The sequence below is a fragment of the Xanthomonas sp. BRIP62415 genome (genome assembly GCF_003993515.1).
Classification (GTDB): Bacteria; Pseudomonadota; Gammaproteobacteria; order Xanthomonadales; family Xanthomonadaceae; genus Xanthomonas; species Xanthomonas euroxanthea.
Genome location: NZ_QEZH01000014.1, coordinates 172,179 through 192,858, shown reverse-complemented (window position 1 = coordinate 192,858; position 20,680 = coordinate 172,179). Strand labels below are relative to the sequence as shown.

The following is a 20,680-nucleotide window of genomic DNA, read 5'->3' as shown; positions in this document are numbered from 1 at the left end:
CCCCTGACGACATCCCGCATGCCCCGCCCCAGAACCACCATTCGCCAGCTCAGTTATTTCGTCGCGCTCGCCGACACCGGCAGCTTCACCCGCGCCGCCGAGCAGATGGGCGTGTCGCAACCCTCGTTGTCGCAGCAGATCCGTGCACTGGAAACCATCGTCGGCGCCGCGCTGTTCGAGCGTGGCGTGCCGGCCATCCTGACGCCGCTGGGGCGCGACCTGCTCGATCGCGCGCGCAGCATCCTGCTGGACGTGGCCGATCTGGAAGACGTCCGCGCCACCTCGGCCGACACCTTGATCGGCACCATCCGGCTGGGCGTGTCGCCCACGCTGGGCGCCTACCTGATGCCGAGCCTGGTCGCGCGCCTGCATCGCGAACACCCGGCACTGCGCGTGCACGTGCGCGAAGGCCTGCCGACCGTGCTCGCCAGCGGCCTGGCCAGCGGCGTGCACGACCTGATCCTGGCGCAATTGCCGGTGGCCGGGCGCGGCCTGCACAGCGAGCGCCTGTTCCGCGAACCGCTGCACGTGACCATGGCCGCCGATCACCCCCTGCGTGCCAAGGCCTGCATCACGCCGGCCGATCTGCGCGGCGCCAACCTGCTCACCCTGATGCCCGAATACCGCCTGGCCGAACAGGTCGCGGCGATCGCCATGGACGTCGGCGCCAACGTCCTACGCGATTACGAAGGCACCAGCCTGGATGCGATCCGCCAGATGGCCGGGATGGGCATGGGTCTTGCATTACTGCCAGACCTGTATGTGCGCCAGGAAATCCGCGAGGGCGACGATGTTGTCGTACGGCCGATCAAAGGCGGACGCTACTATAGGGAGATCGGTCTGCTGTGGCGGCAAGGCGCAGGACGCGCGCCGGCCTTCGGGCTGATTGCCGATCTTCTGCGTGCGGTGGCCGCATAGGAAAATCCTATGCGTCGAATAAGCGCTGCTGCCTTGTTCGCCAACTGCAACTCGTCAATGCTTCATTGAACTCATCAACGGAAATCGAATGGCGGGCAAGCAGATCGGATGGCGGGAAGCGGGAGCCTGGCTGGCGGAGATTGTCGGGCCGGACATGCCCTATGTGCGCCTGGCCATGGTCTACGGGGTCGCGATCAGCCTGCTGTCGCTGGCCACGCCGATCTCGGTGCAGTTGCTGATCAACAGCGTCGCCAACACCGCGCTGCCCACCCCGCTGTGGACCCTGTCCAGCCTGTTGCTGGGCCTGCTGTTGCTGGTGGCGGCGCTCAGCGCGATGCGGGTGTGGATGATGGCGCTGTTCGAGCGCCGCCTGTTTGCGCGGGTGGTGGCCGAAATCACCGTGCGCGCGGTACATGCGCAGAACCCGTTCTTCGCCGACCAGAACCGTGGCGACGTGTTCAACCGCTACTTCGATCTGGTGGTGGTGCAGAAAGCGGTGCCCAGCCTGGCCGTCGGTGCCTTCACCATCGTGCTGCAATCGGCGGTGGGCCTGATCGTCACCAGCTTCTATCACCCGTTCTTCCTCGGCTTCAACGCGCTGCTGCTGCTGATCATCTTCGCGATCTGGATGATCTGGTCGCGCGGCTCGATCCGCTCGGCGGTGGAACTGAGCCACGCCAAGCACAACGCGGCGCACTGGCTGGAAAGCGTGGGTGGCTCCAACGGCTTCTACAAATCCAGCCGCCATCTCAACTTCGCGATGGAGCGCTCCGAAGCGGTGACCGCCACCTACGTCGCCCGGCATCGGCGCCACTTCCGCTACACCTTCACCCAGACGGTGGCATTCCTGCTCACCTACGCGGTCGCCAGCGCGGCGCTGCTGGCACTGGGCGGCAGCCTGATCCTGCGTGGCGAACTGTCGATCGGCCAGCTGGTGGCCGCCGAGCTGATCCTCAGCGCGGTGTTTTATGGCATCGCGCAGTTGGGCACCTACCTGGACGTGTTCTACGACCTGGTGGCCAGCGCCGAGGAATTGTCGGTGCTGTATGCCATTCCGCAGGAGCGCCCGGTGGCTGCCGCGGGCAAGATCCCCGGCAACAGTGCCGTGCGCCTGGACGGGGTGGTGATCGAGGGGGCGCGCTTCGATTTCGCGCTGGAGGCCGGCGAACAACTGGTGACGCTGGCCGACGGCGGCGCCGAACGTCTGCTGGCAATGGTGCTCAAGCGCCACGTCGTCCCGGACCGCGGGCTGGTGATGGTCGGCGGCGCCGACATGGCCACCTTCGACATGTACCTGCTGCGCTCTGAAGTGACCGTGCTCGATCGGCCAACCATCGTCGAGGTCACCATCCGCGAATACCTGTCGATGGCCTCGGCCGAGGTGACCTCCGAGACGATGCTCGAAGCCATCGATACGGTGGGGCTGCGCGCGCGCATCGCCGCGCTGCCGCAAGGCCTGGACACCCGGCTTGCCGCCTCCGGCTACCCGCTGTGGATCGGCGAAGTGATGGCGCTGAAACTGGCCAACGCATTGCTGGTGCGTCCGCGCGTGCTGATGCTGTCGCAGCTGTACGATCTGCTGCCGGCCGAACGCCTGACCCGGGTGCTGCGGCAGCTGAAGCAGGCCGGCACCACGGTCCTGCTGTGCACCGGCCGGCCCGAGGACATCACCCTGGATGGCTGGTTCCGCCTGGAACCGGAGCGCCAGCAGCGCTACGCCACGCGCGCCGACCTGATCGCATCCACGCAGGAGGCCGACGATGCAGCACGCCTCTGACCGGATCGCGCACTTCCCCACCCTGGCATCCATGCGCCCGCCCAGCATCGCCAAGGTGTTGGCGTGGATGCTGCTGATCGGCGTGGCCATCGCCGGTTCCATCCTGGCGTTCGCGCCCTGGGTGCAGACCGCCAGCGGCAAGGGCCAGGTGGTGGCGCTGGACCCGGGTGACCGCCAGCAACAGGTCACCGCCTTCGTGCCGGGCCGGGTGGAGCGCTGGTATGTACACGATGGTCAGCACGTCGCCAAGGGCGACCCGATCGCCCGCGTCGGCGACCTCGACCCGGACCTGCTGGCCCGTCTTGCCAGCGAGCGTGCGCAGGTGGCGGCGGAAATCAGCGCCATCCAGCAATCGCGCGCGGTCGCCAGTATCGATGTGGAACGCAGCCGCCAGCTGCTCGCCGAAGGCCTGGCCGGCCGCCGCGACTACGAACTGACCCAGATCAAGGTGGCCGAAGCCGATGCCAAGCTGGCCGAATCGCGTGCCAAGCTGACCCGCATCGACATCCAGTTGAACCGTCAGTCGGCGCAGCTGGTGCGCGCACCGCGCGATGGCCGCGTGCAGCAGCTCAACGCCGCCAGCGGCAGCGCGATGGTCTCGCCCGGCACGGTGCTGGCGGTGATCGCGCCGGAGCGGGTGGAACGTGCGGTCGAGCTGTACATCGACGGCCGCGACGTGCCGCTGATCCGCCCCGGTCGCCCAGTGCGGCTGGAGTTCGAGGGCTGGCCGGCGATCCAGTTCAGCGGCTGGCCGTCGGTGGCGCACGGCATGTTCGATGGTCGCGTCCGCGCCATCGACCCCAATGCCGCACCCGACGGATTGTTCCGCATCCTGGTCGAACCGCAGCCGGGCAAGCCGGCCTGGCCGGCGCAGGAATTCGCCCGCCAGGGCGGCAAGGTGCGCGGCTGGGTACAGGGCGAAACGGTAAAGGTGGGCTACGAACTGTGGCGCCAGCTCAATAATTTCCCGCTGGAGTTCGGCCGCCGCCCGTCGGCGACGACGACGCAGGATGAGGGCAAGGCCAAGCCGGCGTCGGCCGGCAAGTCCGAAGACGACGAGACCGGCAAGAAATGATCCGCCGTCTTGTCGTCCTGCTGGTCGCGCTCGTACCGGGCGTGGTTGCCGCCCAGACCACCGCGCTGACGCTGGATGAAGTGCTGCGCTCCTCTGCCCGCGCTTCTCCGCAGATCATCGAGTCGCTGGCCAAGGTCCGCCAGGCCGAAGGCAAGGGCATCTCGGCCGATGGCGCGTTCGACACCGTGTTCGATATCGACGGCCGCTCGCGCGAGGCCGGCTACTACGACGGCAGCGCGATCGAAAGCACCGTCAAGCGCCCGTTCGACGACAACGGCGGCTATTACTACGGTGGTTACCGCTCCTCGCGTGGTTCCTTCCCGGTCTACGAAGACAAGTCCTACACCGACCGCGGCGGCGAAGTGAAGGTCGGCGCGCTGTATGCGCTGCTGCGCGACCGGGTGGTCGACGAGCGCCGCACCCGCCGCAGCGTTGCCGGTGCCGATATCGATGTCGCGCAATACGAAGCGGAAATGGTCGCCATCGGTGTGCAACGCCGCGCGGTGGACGCCTACCAGAGCTGGGTCGCGGCCGGCCTGAAGCTGCGCGCGTACAACGACCTGCTGCAGCTGGCCGAGCAGCGCCGCAATGCGATTTCCCGGCAGGTGACACTGGGTGCGCGGCCCACCATCCTGCTGACCGAAAACGACCAGAACCTGGTCCGCCGACGCGCGTTGGTGGTGCGCTCGGAGCAGGACTTCGCCAATGCTGCCAATGCCTTGTCGCTGTACCTGCGCGATGAAGCGGGAATGCCGTTGATCGTGTCCACCGAACGCCTGCCGGCCGATACGTCGGCGCTGGAAGGTCTGGCCGGCGCCAGCAAGATCACCGCACCGGTGGAGCGCCCCGATTACCGCGCGGTGCTGACCCGCATCGATCAGGCCACCGCGCGGCTGATGCTGGCGCAGAACGATCTCAAGCCACGCCTGGATGTGAGTTTCGAGGTCAGCAAGGACCTCGGGGCGCCCGGTGTCGGCGGCCCGAACCGCTCGCCGACCGATGCCATCATCGGCTTCCGCTTCAGCGTGCCGCTGGAAAACCGCGCCGCCAAGGGCCGGGTCGCCGAAGCACGCGCCGAGATCGAGGCGCTGGATCAGCGCAGCCGTTACCTGCGCGACCAGATCACGGTGGAGGTCGAATCGATCGTCATCTCGCTCACCGCCGCCGAACGGCTGGCCAAAATCGCCGACGAAGAACGCGCCCTGGCCGACCGTCTGGCAGCCGCCGAGCGCCGCCGCTTCGAGCTGGGGTCGGGCGATTTCTTCCTGGTCAACCAGCGCGAAGAGACCGCCAACGATGCCCGCGTGCGCCTGATCGATGCGCAGGCGCGCATTGCCTCGGCGCGTGCAGAGCTGGCGGCGGCGACGGCCGATCGGGATGCGTTGCAGCTGAGCCGGTGAACGGGCTGGTGGTTGGCTCGCCAAACTTGCCGCATCGCGCAATGACGCCCGGGTAACACCTGCCTGCGCATGCTCGCTTCGGCCGGCCCGGCGCCGGTGGTGCGATCCCTGGCAGCTCGCACGACGTCCCTGATTCTTTCGGAGGTGCGTATGTCTTTCCGGCAATTTCCCGCAATCGGTGCAGATGGCGAGTCCTACGTCATCATCGAATTCCGCGACGAGCCCCAATCCCGCAACGGGCAGCAAGCCCAGATGCAGTCGCGCGCTGCGCCACGCTACGAACTCCCCGATGGCCGCCGCCTGCAGCGGCAGGGCCAGCGCTTCATCACCGATGGTGGCGAGTTGCGGCTGTCCACGTCCTGAGATGACGATGGTCATTTTTTGACCACCCGGTCGGCAACCCTTGCAGTGCAAGGGCTGCACGCGGTTATCCACATGCTTGTGCAGGTTTCATCCACACCCTGTGTGGATGAAACCGCTGTGGCAAGCACTCGGCGTCGTGCCCGGCCACATCGGTATCGCCCTGGGTTCATCGCATGCGGTTCAGTCAGCCAACATGGGATCGCCGCAGGCCGCACGCCGCGATATCGGCATCGCTCAGGCTCAGGCCGGCTGTGGATCGTGGCTACCCGGTGCGATCGGAACGCTCCAGCACCCGCCCGATGCCGCTGCGGTCGATGTCGCTGGCTGCCTGCGCCAGCGCCGCGCGATCGCTGTCCGGCTCGAACCCGATGCGGAAATGCAACTCGCCCACCGGCGTGCGCGACGAGTGGATCGACGACAGATTCACCCCATGCTGCTCGAACACATGCAACAGCGCACGCAACGAACCGGGCTGGTCTTCCGGCAGGTAGACGCTCACGGTCAACGGCTCGGTGAGGTCGGCCAGCAGGTAGCCCACGCGCTCATAGGTGTAGTTGCCCGCAGCCAGCGACTCGCCGCGTAGCGCCTGCGCGTTGTCGTCCAGAAACCGGGCGCGAAACTGCGCGCGCGCCGCATCGTCGCCTTGCGCGACCAGCGCGCGCAATTCGCGCAGCTGCAGCAACAGCCGGTCGAGCATCTCGCCCACGTACGGATTGCCGAACTGGATGTCTTCATAGATCGCCGGATTGAGCGAGAGGATGCGCGCGATCACCGCGCTATCCAGCTCGAACGAGGCCGAGCGATACGGCATCAGCGCGCGCAGTTCGCCCAGCAGCGGCGCGTAGTCGCGCAAGGTGCCGGCCTGCGCCAGATGGGTGGCGTGCACCATCGCCTGCACCAGCGCCATCACGCGGTCGTGGTGCTCGGGCGTGGCGTACACGCACTCGGCCTGCAGCGCGGTGCACAGCATCTGCACCCATGCCGACCACTGCTGCAACCGTGCCTGGCAGACCACCATCACCCGCCCTTTCAAGGTGGGCGATTTGGGCGGTGCGGTCATCGGATGCAGGCCGACGACCTCGGCCGGCGATGCCAGCATCGCGGCAACCGGCGCCTGCTTGATCGAGGTGACATCCATCCACAACTGCGACGCGGCACGCGGGCCGGCAAGGTCCACATAACGCGCGATCAATGCGGCGGTGTGGCGAATCGGCGCAGAAAAGATCAGCACGTCTGCACGCTGCGCCAAGGTGGCCTCGTCCATGTCGCCGTCACCGGCCGGATCGAAGCCGATCACCTCCAGCCCCAGGCGCGTGCGCAAAAACTGCGCCAGCCAGCGTCCGTAGGCACCGGCGATGCCGACGATGCCGACCACCGGCTGCGCCATCATGCCAATCGCTCGAGCGCAAAACGCGGGGCAGCCGCGAGTGCGGCCGGTGCGGCGGCCAGCACATCGAACTCCTCGATGCCTGCATCCAATGTGGCTTCCAGTGCACCATGCACGCCGCTGAGCGCATGCCCCACCGCCTGCTCGAACGGCATATCGCGCAGCAGGAAACCGATCAGCAAGGCCATCAGCACATCGCCGGTGCCGGCCACATCCACCGGCAGATGCGGCGTGGCCCAGCGATACACCGCCGTGTTGCTGACCGCCAGGGTCACCAGCTCACCTGCCGCACCGGCCACGCTGTGCGCAAGCACCCACTGCGGACCGCGCGCCAGCAATGCGCGCGCGGCAACGACGGCATCGTCCTGCTCCAGACTCGGCAAACCGGTCAGTCGCCCAAGCTCGAACGCATTCGGCGTCACCAGCCAGGCATGCGGCAACAGCCGCTCGGCGAACACGCGCTCCAGTCCGGGTTCGACATACGGGCCGGTGTGCGTGTCGCCGATCACCGGATCCAGGCAATAACGCAGTTGCGGGGCCTGCGGCAGGGTCTGCTCCAGCCAGTCGGCAAACGCCTCGCCATTGGCCAGGCTGCCGAAATAGCCGGAGACCAGCATGCGCGCACGCTGCGGCAGGCCGCGCTCGCTCGCCCCCAGCAGCAGGTCGGCCAACCAGTCGGCCGGCAGGATGCGGCCGCGCAAGGTGGCGTAGAACGGCGCATTGCTCAGCAGCGTGGTCGGCACTTCCGCCACCCGCAGGCCAAGCGCACGCAGCGGTGGCACCGCCGCGCTGTTGCCGGCATGGCCGTAGACCAGTTGCGACTGGACCGAGATCACATCAATCGGCGAAGGACCATCCGGACGCTGGCGGCGGCCGTGGACCAGATGACTGTCGGGGGCATTGTTCATCGCAGCATTTTACGCCAGCGCCACGGCGCCCACCGTCGATCGATGCGACCGTCGTCCGCTCGCCGCAACGCCTACCGTCGCCAAGCCAGTTCTCGCCAGGCCGGTCCGTGCGCTGGCAGCAGTCGATATCGCCTCCGACCTGCGCAGGCTCCTGCCGCAAGAACGCAAATGCCGGCCCCGGGGCCGGCATTCGTCTGGAGGACCTCGCTCAGTCATTCAACTTTCCGGACATTCGGGAGCATTCATCCGCTCCCGCACATCCCGAATCGCCAAAATGGCGCACCGCTCCGGCCACACCGCTCTTACGATTCCCCAATCCCGATTCCCGATTCCCAGCCTCAGGACGTCATCCGATCCCAGAAGCCCTTGACGCCATCGATGAAGGTGGCCGACTTGGGCGAATGCTTGCGTGCATCCTCGCCGGTGAACGTGGCTTCGAACTGCTGCAGCAACTCGCGCTGGTCGGCGGTCAGGTTCACCGGCGTTTCGACCACCACGCGGCAATACAGATCGCCTTCGCTGCGACTGCGCACCGAGCGCACGCCCTTTCCACGCAACCGGAACAGCTTGCCGGTCTGGGTTTCGGCCGGAATGCGGATTTCCGCCTCCCCGCCCAGGGTGGCCACGCGCACGGTGTCGCCCAGCGCCGCCTGCGAAATACGGATCGGCACTTCGCAATGCAGGTCATCGCCGTCGCGCTGGAAGATCGCATGCTCGCGCACGCGCACTTCCACATACAGATCGCCCGGCGGCGTGCCGGCCGGGCCGGCTTCGCCTTCGCCGGCCAGACGGATGCGGTCGCCGGTATCCACGCCGGCAGGCACCTTGATCGACAGCACCTTGTCTTCTTCCACGCGACCGGCGCCGTGGCAGGTCTTGCACGGATTCTGGATCAGCGTGCCGCGCCCGTCGCAATGCGGGCAGCTCTGCTGCATGGCGAAGATGCCGCGCTGGATGCGGACCTGGCCGCGTCCGTGGCAGGTCCCGCACACTTCCACCTTGCCGTCTTCCGAACCACTGCCATGGCAGGGCTCGCACTCGATCAGGGTCGGGATCTCGATGCGGCGTTCGATGCCGGCAACGGCTTCTTCCAGATCCAGTTCCAATACGTAACCGACGTCGGCACCACGTCGCGCAGCGCGCGGACCGGCGGCGCCACCGCCGAAAATATTGCCGAAGATATCGCCAAAGATATCCCCCATGTCCGGGCCACCCGGCCCACCACCACCGCCCATGCCGTGCTCGAACGCAGCGTGGCCATGCGCATCGTAGGCGCGGCGCTTGTTGCCGTCCGACAACACCTCATAGGCTTCCTTGCACTCCTTGAACATCGCTTCGGCAGCAGCGTCGCCGGGATTGCGGTCCGGGTGGTGCTTCATCGCACAGCGCCGATACGCCTTCTTCAGCTCCTCGTCGCTGGCGCCACGGGCAACGCCCAGCACTTCGTAGTAATCGCGTTTGCTCATAAGCCGGTATTGGGGATTCGTGATTTGAGATTCGTTGAAACGCAAAAGCGGACAGCGTGTGCTGGTCCGCCTTGGCGACGCGACGCGTAAAGGATATCGGGATGAGGATCGGCACGTTTACCGGCTGCCAATCCCCACTCCCGACTCCCAAATCACGGCTTACTTCTTGTCGTCCTTGACTTCGGTGAACTCGGCGTCCACCACGTCGTCGGCGGCCTTGGAGGCCTGCGCGTTGCCGCTGGCCGCATCGGCGTTGCCGCCCTGCTCTGCCGCGGCAGCTGCGGCGTACAGCGACTGGCCGGCTTCTTCCAGGGTCTTGCTGCGGGCCTCGATCTGCGCCTTGTCGTCGCTCTTCATGGCGGTTTCCAGATCCGACAGCGCCGCTTCCACCTTGCCGATCACATCGCCACCGACCTTGCTGCCATGCTCGGTGATCGCGGTGCGGGTGGCGTGGATCAGGCCATCGGCCTGGTTGCGGGCCTGCACCAGTTCCTGGAACTTCTTGTCTTCCTCGCGGTTGGCTTCCGCATCGGCGACCATGCGCTGGATCTCTTCGTCCGACAGGCCCGAACCGGCCTTGATCTCGACCTTCTGTTCCTTGTTGGTCTTCTTGTCCTTGGCCGACACGTGCAGGATGCCGTTGGCGTCGATGTCGAAGGACACTTCCACCTGCGGCATGCCGCGCGGGGCCGGCTCGATGCCGGACAGGTCGAACTTGGCCAGCGACTTGTTGAAGCGGGCCTGCTCGCGCTCACCCTGCAACACATGCACGGTCACGGCCGACTGGTTGTCCTCGGCGGTGGAGAAGGTCTGCGAGGCCTTGGTCGGGATGGTGGTGTTCTTTTCGATGATCTTGGTGAACACGCCGCCCATGGTTTCGATACCCAGCGACAGCGGGGTCACGTCCAGCAGCAACACGTCCTTGACGTCGCCGGCCAGCACGCCGCCCTGGATCGCAGCGCCCACGGCCACGGCTTCGTCCGGGTTGACGTCCTTGCGCGGTTCCTTGCCGAAGAAATCGGCAACCGCCTGCTGCACCTTCGGCATGCGGGTCTGACCGCCGACCAGGATCACTTCGTTGATGTCGCTGGCGCGCAGGCCGGCATCGTTCAACGCGGTGCGGCACGGCTCGATCGACTTCTTGACCAGGTCCTCCACCAGCGCTTCGAGCTTGGCACGGGTCAACTTGATGTTGAGGTGCTTCGGGCCAGAGGCATCGGCGGTGACGTACGGCAGGTTCACTTCGGTCTGCTGGCTGGTCGACAGCTCGATCTTGGCGCGCTCTGCGGCGTCCTTCAGGCGCTGCAGCGCCAACGGATCCTTGCGCAGATCGATGCCCTGGTCCTTGTTGAATTCGTCGACCAGATACTCGATGACGCGGTTGTCGAAGTCTTCGCCGCCGAGGAAGGTGTCGCCATTGGTGGCCAGCACTTCGAACTGCTTTTCGCCGTCGACTTCGGCGATTTCGATGATCGACACGTCGAAGGTGCCGCCGCCCAGGTCGTACACGGCGATCTTGCGGTCGCCGCCGTTCTTGTCCAGGCCATAGGCCAGGGCTGCAGCGGTCGGCTCGTTGATGATGCGCTTGACGTCCAGACCGGCGATGCGGCCGGCGTCCTTGGTAGCCTGACGCTGGCTGTCGTTGAAGTAGGCCGGCACCGTGATCACGGCCTCGGTGACCTTCTCGCCCAGGAAGTCCTCGGCGGTCTTCTTCATCTTTTCCAGCACGCGGGCGGAGATTTCCTGCGGCGCCATGCGCTTGCCATCGCTGGTCTGCACCCAGGCATCGCCATTGTCGTGGGCGAGGATGCCGTACGGCACGTGCGAGATGTCCTTCTGCACTTCGGCGTCGGTGAACTTGCGGCCGATCAGGCGCTTCACCGCGTAGAAGGTGTTCTTGGGGTTGGTCACTGCCTGGCGCTTGGCCGAGGCACCGACCAGGACTTCGCCGTCCTTGGTGTAGGCGACGATCGAAGGCGTGGTGCGATCGCCCTCGGAATTTTCGATGACGCGGGCCTTGCCGCCGTCCATGATCGACACGCACGAGTTCGTGGTGCCGAGGTCAATACCAATGATCTTGCCCATGGATACGCTCCTGATGATTCTTTAGCTGTGTCCGGCGACGCCGGGTCTGGCTGAGATGTGGGGGTGGTGCGCAGGTGTTCAAGCCACCTGCACGAATCTGCGTTTCGCGCATGCGCCCGGCAGTTCAGCCGGGCGCCACGGTTCAGTCGTGCTTGGCCACGACCACCAGGGCCGGGCGCAGCAGACGCTCGTTGAGCAGATAGCCTTTCTGGAACACCTGCACCACGTGGCCCGGGGCGATGCCCTCGGCCTCGCCCTGGCTGATGGCCTGGTGCTGGTCCGGGTTGAACGGCTGGCCGACCGGATCGAGCAGGGTCAGGCCGTTGTCGGCCGCAACCTTGAGCAGCTGCTTGTAGGTCATGTCCAGGCCATCGCGCAGCGGGCTGGGCTCGGTGCCGGCCGCGGTCAGGCCGGCGTCCAGGCTGTCGAACACCGGCAGCAGCTCGCCCAGCAGCTTTTCGTTGGCGAACTTGCGCGCGTTCTCGACATCGCGGGCAATGCGCTTGCGCTGGTTCTCCAGATCGGCACGCTCGCGCAGGGCATCGGCCTTGACCAGCGCGATCTCGCTGCGCAGCGATTCGATCTCGGCCTTGAGCGGATCGGTCTCGGGTGGGTTCTGGGACAGGTCTTCGGAGTCGAATTCGGGGTGGTCTTGGTTCATGTGCAGTTCCCGGGCAAGCGGAACGCCCGCCCCAACGTCACCCCGTATGTGGGCGCGCACGCGCGTTTCAAGCAAAATGATCGTCTCGATCGTTGCCGCTTATCGCGTGCCGGGCGGTTCCATCGCCGCACCCAGCACCTGGGCGGCGGTCTGCACCAGCGGAATCACCCGGTCGTAGGCCATGCGTTTGGGCCCGATCACGCCCAGCACGCCCAGCACCTGGCCATTGGCGGCGTACGGCGCGGTGACCAGCGAGACGTCGTCCAGCGACACCATGCCGGTCTCCTCGCCGATGAAGATGCGCACGCCCGGCGCCTGGATGGTGCGTTCGAGCAGCTGCAGGATCTCGCGCTTGCTGGCGAAGGCCTCGAACAGCTCGCGCAGCCGGTCCAGGTCCGACAGGTCCTGCACGCCCATCAGGCGGGTCTGCCCGGCCATCACCATGTCGTCGGCATCGGCCGGCACCAGCGCCTCGCTGGCCAGGTCCACGCTGTGCGCCAGCAACTGCTCCATCTCGTTCTTGGCCAGGCGCAACTCGCGCAACAGGCTGGCGCGGATATCCGCCAGCGCGCGCCCGGCAAATTGCGCATTGAGGTAATTGGCCACCCGCTCCAGCTCGGCCGGCTCGTAGGCCCGGCGCGGCTCGATCACCCGGTTCTGCACCTCGTTGTCGGCAAACACCAGGATCGCCAGCACCCGCCGGGCGTCCAGCGCCACGAAGTCGATGTGCCGGAACGCGAACTGCTCGCGCCGCGGCGCGCTGACCACGCCGACGAAATGGCTCATCGCCGACAGCATCTGCGAGGCACTGCCCAGCAGCGACTGGGTGCCGTTGCCGCTGGCAAGCTCCGCGCGCAGGCGCCGCACCTCCTCCTCGCCCGGTGGCTGCATCTGCACCAGACTGTCGACGAACACCCGGTACCCGTGCGCGGTGGGCACCCGCCCGGCCGATGTGTGCGGAGAGCTGAGCAGCCCCACATCCTCCAGGTCGGCCAGGATGTTGCGGATGGTGGCCGGGCTGACGTCCAGCCCTGCGTGCTGGGCCAGCGTCTTGGAGCCCACCGGCTCGCCGTCGCGGATATAGCGGGCAATCAGCGTCCGCAGCAGCTGGCGAGCGCGGGGGTCGAGCGTTGGGGACTGTGACGCGCGCATGGGATCATCCGGTGAGACTGGGCATAGATAATGTCTGGCCCTGCGGTTGGCAAGCGTCTTATTCCCTGCCCGCCGCTCCCACCCTAAGCTTCCCCAAAGCGTTCACACTCGACCCCATGCTCAGACACCTCTCCATCAAGGATTTCGCCGTCGTCCGCGCCACCGAACTGGAATTCGGGCCGGGCATGACCGTGGTTTCCGGCGAAACCGGCGCCGGCAAGTCGCTGATGGTGGACGCCCTGGGCTTTCTGTCCGGGCTGCGCGCCGACAGCGGCGTGGTCCGCCACGGCGCCGACCGCGCCGAACTGTCGGCCGAATTCCAGCTGCCGGCCCAGCACCCGGGCCTGACCTGGCTGTCGGACAACGAACTCGACGACGATGCGCAGTGCCAGCTGCGCCGGGTCATCCGTGCCGATGGCGGCTCGCGTGCCTGGATCAACGGCCGCCCGGTGACCTCCTCGCAACTGGCGGAACTGGCTTCGCGGCTGGTGGAGATCCATGGCCAGCACGAACACCAGGCCCTGATGGCCCGCCACAGCCAGCTCGCCCTGCTCGACGCCTATGCCCGCAACGGCGCGCAGCGCGAGCAGGTGCGCCAGGCCAGCCAGCGCTGGCAGGCCCTGCTGGACGAGCGCGACGCGCTGTCCGCGCAAGGCGATGTCTCCGACCGCATCGGCTTTCTGGAACACCAGCTCGGCGAACTGGAACGCGAGGACCTGGACCCGGCCGCGATCGCCGCGCTGGACGTCAATCACCGCCGCCAGGCGCATGCCACCGCCTTGATCGGCGCCTGCGACAGCGTGGCCCTGCAGCTCAATGGCGACGACGGCGCCTGCGCGCTGGGCCTGCTGCAGGACAGCCGCCACGACCTGGCGCGCGTGGCCGAGCACGAGCCACGCCTGGGCGAGGTCGATGCGCTGTTGGACAGCGCGGTCATCCAGATCGAAGAGGCGCTGGCCCTGCTCGACCGCGTGCGCGACGACCTGGAGGCCGACCCGGCCCAGTTCGAGGCGATGGAGCGCCGGCTCGGCCGCCTGCACGATCTGGCGCGCAAGCATCGCGTCACCCCGGACGAACTGGCCGCCCAGCGCGAGCGCATGAGCCTGGAAGTGGAAAGCCTGCGCGGCGCCGACGAGCGCCTGCAGCAGCTGGACAAGTACATCGAGGCGGCAATCGGCGTCTGGCGCGGTGCAGCCAGCACCCTCAGCGCCAGCCGCACGGCCGCCGCCGAGGCCCTGTCGGCCGCCACCACCACGCTGATTGGCGAGCTGGGCATGGGCGGTGGGCAGTTCCTGATCCAGCTGCAGCCGCAGGACACCCTGCGCCCGGATCCCAATGGCGCCGAGCGGGTGGAATTCCTGGTCGCGGCCAATGCCGGGCAACCGCCCCGCGCATTGCGCAAGGTCGCCTCCGGCGGCGAGCTGTCGCGGATTTCACTGGCCATCGAGGTCGCCGCCCTCGGGCTGGACAGCGTGCCGACCATGGTCTTCGACGAGGTCGATTCCGGCATCGGCGGCGCGGTGGCGGACATCGTCGGGCAGAAGCTGCGCGCCCTGGGCGAAGAGCGCCAGGTGCTGTGCGTGACCCACTTGCCGCAGGTGGCCGCCAAGGGCCATGCGCACTATCGGGTCAGCAAGGCGCCGGTGGACGGCATGACCCAGAGCGCGGTCGAACTGCTCGGCCCGCAGGCCCGCCAGGAAGAGCTGGCGCGCATGCTGGGCGGGGTGGAAGTCAGCAAGGAAGCCCGCGCGGCGGCACGCAAGCTGCTGCAGAGCGCCTGAGCCGACCGGCGTGGCGCCGGCAGAGCTCGGGGTGGCCGGGCAGCCGATGGCTGCAAACGCACAAGGCGGCCGAAGCCGCCTTGTCGTTGCCGCAATGCCGCTGGCTTGCCGTCAGCGCGGGCGCTTCTTGCGCACGTACAGCACCAGCGAGTGCTCTTCCAGCTCGTAGCCATGCTGGGCGGCGATCTGGCGCTGCAAGGCCTCGATCTCTTCGCTCTCGAACTCGATCACGTGGCCGGTGTCCACGTCCACCATATGGTCGTGATGGCCGCCGCGATCCAGCTCATAGACCGCCTGGCCGCCTTCGAAATTGTGCTTCAGCACCAGGCCGGCAGCCTCGAACTGGGTCAGCACCCGATACACCGTGGCCAGACCGATTTCGTCGCCATGATCGAGCAGCTGCCGATAGATGTCTTCTGCGCTGAGGTGGTGCTGGTTGCTCTTCTGCTCGAGCAATTCCAGGATCCGCATCCGCGGATGGGTCACCTTGAGCCCGACTTTGCGCAGGTCGTGGGTTTCCATATGTTCTCCGTTCATTGGCGATTTAGCGCCAGCTGCCATCAAACGGGTCGCGGCGACCGGCGGGAGTGTATCATCGGCGTGATTTCCTCAGCACTTAATCCCCGATGCGTAATCTCCTGCTGGTCGCCGCCGTTGCTCTTTCCACCGCTGGCTGCGGCATCATCTACAAGCAGCCGATCTACCAGGGCAATCTGATCAAACAGAATGCCGTGGAGCAACTGCAGGTAGGCCAGAGCAAGCAGCAGGTCAGCGCGTTGCTGGGTACCCCCTCGATTCCCGACCCGTTCCATTCGCAGCGCTGGGACTACACCTCCACCCAGCGCGTGGACCGTCTGGCGCGTACCGAGATCAAGAACTTCACCGTGTTCTTCGAAAACGAGCAGGTCGTGCGCTGGGAAGGCGATTATTTCCCGTCGCAGGACGAGCAGCTGGCCAAGTCGGCACCCAAGCAGTTCGGCCGCAATCTGGCCCGCGACAAGAAGAAGCAGCGCGGCCGTTGATGCGCCTGCTCGGCGGTCTTGCGGTCGCCCGAGTGTTTGTCAAATCAGAAACGCATCCTTTTGAATGGATGCGTTTTTTATTTGCCTGGTCGAAACGACGTGGTTGCTCGCGGACGACGGTGCTGAGCCAGCTGTCGATAGCTGGGGCTTTCAGTCAGATGTTTTGCATCACCCTGCGCCGGTCCAGGCCACCGGGTGCGTTCACGCCGCTGACCTGCCACCGGAACAGTTCGCTATCACGCGCACACGCACCGCGGCACTGGCAAGCCGCTACTTGCTGGGACCGGCTTTTTTGCTCGGTCCGGCACGGCGACGCCGCGCGTCCTTCGGATCCAGCAGCAGCGGCCTGAGCAGTTCGACCCGATCGCCGTCGCGCAGCACTTGATCCGCTCGCGCAATCAGCCCATGGATCGCCTGCGCCGCTGGTGGTCGGTTCGGCGCCAGACCGGACGCGGCAATCGCCTCGGCCACGGTGGCGCCCTCGGCCAGGTCCAGCGACACCGAACTGTAGCGGTCCGGCCAGGCCAGCACGACGTCGACGCGCATGCTCAGGTGTCGCCGCGATCGGCGACCCGCACGAAATCGTTGACCATGCGGTCGGCCAGGCCTTGAAAGCCCAGCGCCAGCGCCGGACCCAACAGCCGCGAGCTGGTTTCCACTTCCAGGGTCAGGCTGACCTTGCAGGCGTTCTCGCCCAGCGACTGGAATTCCCACAGGCCTTCCAGCCGCTTGAACGGCCCGTCGCGCAGATGCATGACGATGCGCTCGGGGCGCTCGAGCATGTTTTCGGTGGTGAACCAGGTGCGGAACGATCCCAGCCCCAGATCCAGCCGCGCAACGATGTGCGCCTGGTCCTGTTCAAGCACCTGCGCAGCATCGCACCAGCCGAAACGGCGCGGATAGGCGGCAACATCATTGACCAGGTCGAACATGCGGGTGGCGCTGTGTTCGACCAGGGCGCTGCGACGGATGGTAGGCATTCGCTAACTTGTGAAAGACAGAAGATCGTTTGATGACGCCGAATCGGCGACAATAGCGGCATGAGCAAGAAACCAGCCAAGGATAAAGCAAACGGCGCGACGGCCACGAAAACCATCGCGCTGAACAAGCGTGCGCGCTACGAATACCACCTGGAAGAGCGCTACGAAGCCGGCTTGGCGCTGCAGGGCTGGGAAGTCAAGGCGATCCGCGCCGGTCGCGCCAACATCATCGACGGCTACGCCTACGTGCGTTCAGGCGAGATCTTCCTGATCGGCGCGCAGATCACCCCGCTGATCCAGGCCTCCAGCCACACCGTGCCGGTGGAACGCCGCGACCGCAAGCTGCTGCTGCACCGCCGGGAGATCGACAAGGTGTTGAGCAGCGTCGAACGCGACGGCTACACCCTGGTGCCCACCGCGCTGTACTGGAGCAACAACAAGGTCAAGCTGGAAATCGCACTGGCCAAGGGCAAGCAGAACCACGACAAGCGCGACGCCGCCAAGGACCGCGACTGGCAGCGCGACAAGCAGCGCGTGATGCGGCGGCATAACCGCGACGCGTGAGTGGGGAATCGGGAATGGAGAATTGCAAGACCTGGGCAGGCTCACTGCGTTGATCTCAGCTGCGTTGACCTCACGTTAGTTAAAGATGCGGGCATTGCTGGATCCGTGAGAAGCATCGCGCTTTTACGATTCCCGATTCCCCACTCCCGATTCCTCACGTCGCCCCAAGCATCCGCATCAAATTCGGCACCCCCCTGCCCTGCACATAGCGATCGCGCTGCAGGTCGGTGCAGGTATCCAGCATCAGTTGCTTGACCCGGTCCGGGAAGCCGATGAACTCGCGGCGTGCGGAGAGGAATCCGGCCAGCACGCCGGAGACGTGCGGTGCGGCCATGCTGGTGCCGCTCATCTCCACCATCAGGCTCGCCGGGTCGTTCGGGTCGAAGTCGTAATAGGCCGACAGGATCTTTTCGCCCGGCGCCACGACGTCCGGCTTGCCTCGACCATCGGCGGTCGGTCCGCGCGAGGAAAAATACGACACGCCGTAGTTGTGCGGGCTGCTCTTGTGCACCGAGCCCACCACGATGGCGTCTTCCAGATTGCCCGGGTCGCTGATCGACAGATCCATGTTGGCCGGATACGCATCGCCGTCGTTGCCCATCAACCACGCCAGGCCCTCGTTGCCGGCGGCCACCACCACCAGCACGCCTTGCCGCCATAGCCGCCGCAGCTCGTTGCACAGCGGCGTAAAACCGCAGCCATAGCTCTCCGGATCGAAGTAACCGCCAAGGCTCAGATTGACGCCGTGGATGACCAGCTCGCCGGCGCGCTCGTTGATTGCCGCCACCTGCTGCACCGCCTTGATCATCCACGAATCGCGGCCGTTGCCGGCATCGTCCAGCACCTTGAAACCGTAGAGCTGGGTGTCCGGCGCCATGCCGGCGAACTCCAGCGGCTTGCCCGGGTTGCCCTGCGCGTCGGCAATCACCGCGCGGCTCTGGCCGGCGATGATCCCGGCGATATGCGTGCCGTGCCCGTGCCGATCCAGCCGGGCGAAGGCATCGCCGTCAGCGCGTGTCAGTCGCTTGGCTGCGCCGCGGCGCGTGCAATCCCATTGCGCCACCACCGTGTCGCGCTCCCCCTTTGCGAAGAAATGCGGATGACTGGCCGCGATACCGGTGTCCAGCACTGCCCAGCCGATCTGCTGGCCGCGTGCGCGATACGCAGTGCGCGCCGCATCGGCATGCAGGACGTTGCCGGACACGTTGATCAACGCGCGCTTGCCGGCATCGCGCCACATGCGCCGGAATCCCAGTGCCCGGTAGCGGTCCTGCAGCGATTCGATCTCGAACCGCGTCAGCCGTGCCGACACAAACCGCTGCAGGCCATCTTCCAGCGCGATCGCCTCGTCCAGCGCTTCGCCGCTCAAGCCGGTGGTGCCTGCAGCGGCCTGGCGCAGTTGCGCCAGCAGCAGCGCACGCGTGCCGGCCGGATCGTCGCCCGACACCCGCCGATCCAGCTCGATGAGCACCTCGTGCCGGTACTCGGCGCCATGCGCTTCCAGTTGCTCGCTGAGATCCTTGATCAGCACGGCATTGGACACCGGTTGATCGAAACCGACGCCCACCGCCTCGCGCACCGCCGCACGCACCTGCGGGATCGACAGGTAGCCCGAACCCGAATGCGCGTTGTGCTGCCAGTCCGGGTTCAAGCGCGCGCCTGAGAGGTTTTCGAACCGTCCCTTGGCATTGGCGATGTCGTCGCTGAGATCCGGATCCAGCGCGATCGGGTCGCGCGTATCGGCGACGTTGATCCAGCGCCGCACGCACGGAGGAAACGGCAGCTTGCGCGTGCCGGTCCAGCGCTTGAACATGCTGCGCACCTGCGGCAGGCCCAGGGGCGAGCCCAACGTCAGGAACAGGCTGACCTCGCACTCGGCAGCCTGGAGCTGACGCAGCACGTCGAAGGCGATCATCGACCCCTGGCTGTGCGCGACCACCACAAACGGCCCGCCCCCCGAGCGCAGGCGCTGCACCAGGCTGTCGCGCATCAACGCTGCACGCTCGGGCACGAAGAACAAATCGTGCACGTCCTGCAGCAGTGCGGCGGAGATCAGCCGCAGCAGCACCCGGTTGATTGCATCGATCGGACCTTTGGCCTGCACCTCGCCGGCTGCCGGCATGGCGGGCGCGGCGTCCAGCTCGTCCAGCAACCGATGCAGATCGCTGCGCTCCTGCTCGCTCTGCGCCAGGGCGTCGGCGAGCAGATGCAGGTCCTGCTCGCCTGGCACCAGCCCGAGCGTGCTCAGGGCGCGCTGCACGCTCTGATTGAGTGCCGGGCCGACATCGCGCGCATCGCAATTGCCGGGTTCGGCAACCGGATAGCGCTCGCGATTGACCCAATACGCCAGGCGCGTGCGCTCGCCCATCGGCCGCCCGAACAAGGCCTTGTCCCACTGACAGCGCAACACCTCGGCCGGCGGCTTGTTACCGATGCCATGGATGTAGATCACCGTGCGCGCCTTGCCCTGCACGCGTGTCAGCGTGGTGTCCTGCGCCTGCTGCTGCGGGGCCGTGGCTGCGCGCCGAGGCTTGGCTGCATCGACACCTGGTGCGCGCTTGCGGGGGACGCTACGTGCCTGCCGCGAACGGGGGGGCTTGCCTGTCGCCATCGCTTCTCTCCTTGATTACCAGACCATTCCGTCCGATAGGACTGAAGCCACTGTAAGCGCCGCACGTCTCACCACTTGTGACAGGGCGCCCCGATCCCTACACTGATCAGGTCAGCGTTTTGATGCTTTCCCCGGGGGTGCACTGGTTTCGACGGGGGTCGCGAAGTCGCTTGGCGCATGCCGAGGGGGCAGCTTTCCTCGTTAATCCAGCAGCAAACTTTTAGTTGCCAACGATGACAACTACGGTTCGGACTTCGCTATCGCCGCTTAATTGGCTTTAGTTGTAGTTCTACAGCCGCCTAAGGCGAACCCCCGAACCTACTTGTGCCCGTGCTCGTAGGTGTAGGGTCATTATCACGGAACCATCGGTAGTGGCTGCCTGTCAGCTACCGGTTAGATAAAGCAGGCTGGTTTCCAGGTGCGCTTTGCCAACCGTGCTGCCTGGGAATGAGATCTAACGGAGGGCTAAGCATGTAGTGCTGGGGATGGAGTGCTTCCGGACGGCGGTTCGATTCCGCCCACCTCCACCA

The 20,680-nt window shown here is 66.4% G+C and carries 18 protein-coding genes and 1 other RNA gene; 9 read left to right on the top strand and 10 right to left on the bottom strand.

Annotated elements, in window-relative coordinates; translation table 11 throughout:
* The first annotated feature begins 18 nt into the window (after positions 1-18).
* The 5 genes from EO141_RS05560 (at position 19) to EO141_RS05540 (ending at position 5,533) form a co-directional block, all read left to right on the top strand.
* Positions 19-918: a hydrogen peroxide-inducible genes activator gene (locus EO141_RS05560; protein ID WP_104583328.1), complete on the top strand. Its 900-nt coding sequence runs from the start codon at positions 19-21 to the stop codon at positions 916-918.
* Between the two features lie 88 nt (positions 919-1,006).
* A complete protein-coding gene (locus tag EO141_RS05555) occupies positions 1,007-2,695 on the top strand; it encodes an ABC transporter ATP-binding protein (protein WP_104583329.1) in 1,689 nt (562 codons plus the stop codon).
* Positions 2,679-3,770: an HlyD family efflux transporter periplasmic adaptor subunit gene (locus EO141_RS05550; RefSeq protein WP_104648391.1), complete on the top strand. Its 1,092-nt coding sequence runs from the start codon at positions 2,679-2,681 to the stop codon at positions 3,768-3,770. Before EO141_RS05555 ends, EO141_RS05550 begins: the two co-directional genes overlap by 17 nt.
* Positions 3,767-5,170 carry a TolC family protein gene (locus EO141_RS05545; protein WP_104648390.1) on the top strand — a complete coding sequence of 468 codons (1,404 nt, stop codon included), beginning with the start codon at positions 3,767-3,769 and terminating at the stop codon, positions 5,168-5,170. The genes EO141_RS05550 and EO141_RS05545 overlap by 4 nt, the downstream gene beginning before the upstream one ends.
* A gap of 150 nt (positions 5,171-5,320) precedes the next feature.
* Positions 5,321-5,533, top strand: coding sequence for a hypothetical protein (locus tag EO141_RS05540; RefSeq protein ID WP_119132278.1), 213 nt, complete (start codon positions 5,321-5,323; stop codon positions 5,531-5,533).
* Positions 5,534-5,795: 262 nt separating this feature from the next.
* On the opposite strand, the gene EO141_RS05535 is transcribed toward EO141_RS05540, so the two are convergent.
* The 6 genes from EO141_RS05535 to hrcA form a co-directional block, all read right to left on the bottom strand.
* Positions 5,796-6,923 carry a prephenate dehydrogenase gene (locus EO141_RS05535; protein WP_104648389.1) on the bottom strand — a complete coding sequence of 376 codons (1,128 nt, stop codon included), beginning with the start codon at positions 6,921-6,923 and terminating at the stop codon, positions 5,796-5,798.
* Complete coding sequence (pdxY, locus tag EO141_RS05530; protein WP_104648388.1) at positions 6,920-7,828, bottom strand: pyridoxal kinase; 909 nt, start codon at positions 7,826-7,828, stop codon at positions 6,920-6,922. Before pdxY ends, EO141_RS05535 begins: the two co-directional genes overlap by 4 nt.
* A gap of 338 nt (positions 7,829-8,166) precedes the next feature.
* The gene (gene dnaJ, locus EO141_RS05525) at positions 8,167-9,294 is read right to left on the bottom strand and encodes a molecular chaperone DnaJ (protein WP_104583336.1); all 1,128 of its coding nucleotides are present in this window, start codon (positions 9,292-9,294) and stop codon (positions 8,167-8,169) included.
* A gap of 159 nt (positions 9,295-9,453) precedes the next feature.
* Positions 9,454-11,379 (bottom strand): molecular chaperone DnaK, encoded by a 1,926-nt coding sequence (gene dnaK / locus EO141_RS05520; RefSeq protein WP_016901561.1) that lies wholly within the window; start codon positions 11,377-11,379, stop codon positions 9,454-9,456.
* A gap of 142 nt (positions 11,380-11,521) precedes the next feature.
* Positions 11,522-12,040, bottom strand: coding sequence for a nucleotide exchange factor GrpE (gene grpE / locus EO141_RS05515; protein WP_010366360.1), 519 nt, complete (start codon positions 12,038-12,040; stop codon positions 11,522-11,524).
* A gap of 99 nt (positions 12,041-12,139) precedes the next feature.
* Positions 12,140-13,192: a heat-inducible transcriptional repressor HrcA gene (gene hrcA, locus EO141_RS05510; protein WP_104583337.1), complete on the bottom strand. Its 1,053-nt coding sequence runs from the start codon at positions 13,190-13,192 to the stop codon at positions 12,140-12,142.
* A 116-nt stretch (positions 13,193-13,308) separates the two neighbouring features.
* On the opposite strand from hrcA, the gene recN reads away from it, so the two are divergent.
* Positions 13,309-14,973: a DNA repair protein RecN gene (gene recN / locus EO141_RS05505; RefSeq protein WP_104583338.1), complete on the top strand. Its 1,665-nt coding sequence runs from the start codon at positions 13,309-13,311 to the stop codon at positions 14,971-14,973.
* Between the two features lie 111 nt (positions 14,974-15,084).
* On the opposite strand, the gene fur is transcribed toward recN, so the two are convergent.
* Complete coding sequence (gene fur, locus EO141_RS05500; RefSeq protein ID WP_016901564.1) at positions 15,085-15,495, bottom strand: ferric iron uptake transcriptional regulator; 411 nt, start codon at positions 15,493-15,495, stop codon at positions 15,085-15,087.
* 104 nt (positions 15,496-15,599) lie between these two features.
* Here fur and bamE point away from each other — a divergent pair, with 104 nt between their 5' ends.
* Positions 15,600-15,995, top strand: coding sequence for an outer membrane protein assembly factor BamE (gene bamE, locus EO141_RS05495; RefSeq protein WP_039528130.1), 396 nt, complete (start codon positions 15,600-15,602; stop codon positions 15,993-15,995).
* A 270-nt stretch (positions 15,996-16,265) separates the two neighbouring features.
* Here bamE and EO141_RS05490 read toward each other — a convergent pair whose 3' ends face one another.
* Both EO141_RS05490 and EO141_RS05485 read right to left on the bottom strand, forming a co-directional pair.
* Entirely contained in the window at positions 16,266-16,541 is a 276-nt protein-coding gene (locus EO141_RS05490; RefSeq protein ID WP_119132285.1) for an RnfH family protein, read from the bottom strand.
* A 2-nt stretch (positions 16,542-16,543) separates the two neighbouring features.
* Positions 16,544-16,975 (bottom strand): type II toxin-antitoxin system RatA family toxin, encoded by a 432-nt coding sequence (locus EO141_RS05485; protein WP_104583340.1) that lies wholly within the window; start codon positions 16,973-16,975, stop codon positions 16,544-16,546.
* A 60-nt stretch (positions 16,976-17,035) separates the two neighbouring features.
* Between EO141_RS05485 and smpB the strand changes: the two genes are divergently transcribed.
* A complete protein-coding gene (gene smpB / locus EO141_RS05480; protein ID WP_039520446.1) occupies positions 17,036-17,539 on the top strand; it encodes an SsrA-binding protein SmpB in 504 nt (167 codons plus the stop codon).
* A gap of 154 nt (positions 17,540-17,693) precedes the next feature.
* On the opposite strand, the gene EO141_RS05475 is transcribed toward smpB, so the two are convergent.
* Positions 17,694-20,150: a S8 family peptidase gene (locus EO141_RS05475; protein ID WP_127168699.1), complete on the bottom strand. Its 2,457-nt coding sequence runs from the start codon at positions 20,148-20,150 to the stop codon at positions 17,694-17,696.
* 133 nt (positions 20,151-20,283) lie between these two features.
* On the opposite strand from EO141_RS05475, the gene ssrA reads away from it, so the two are divergent.
* Positions 20,284-20,680: a transfer-messenger RNA gene (gene ssrA, locus EO141_RS05470) on the top strand.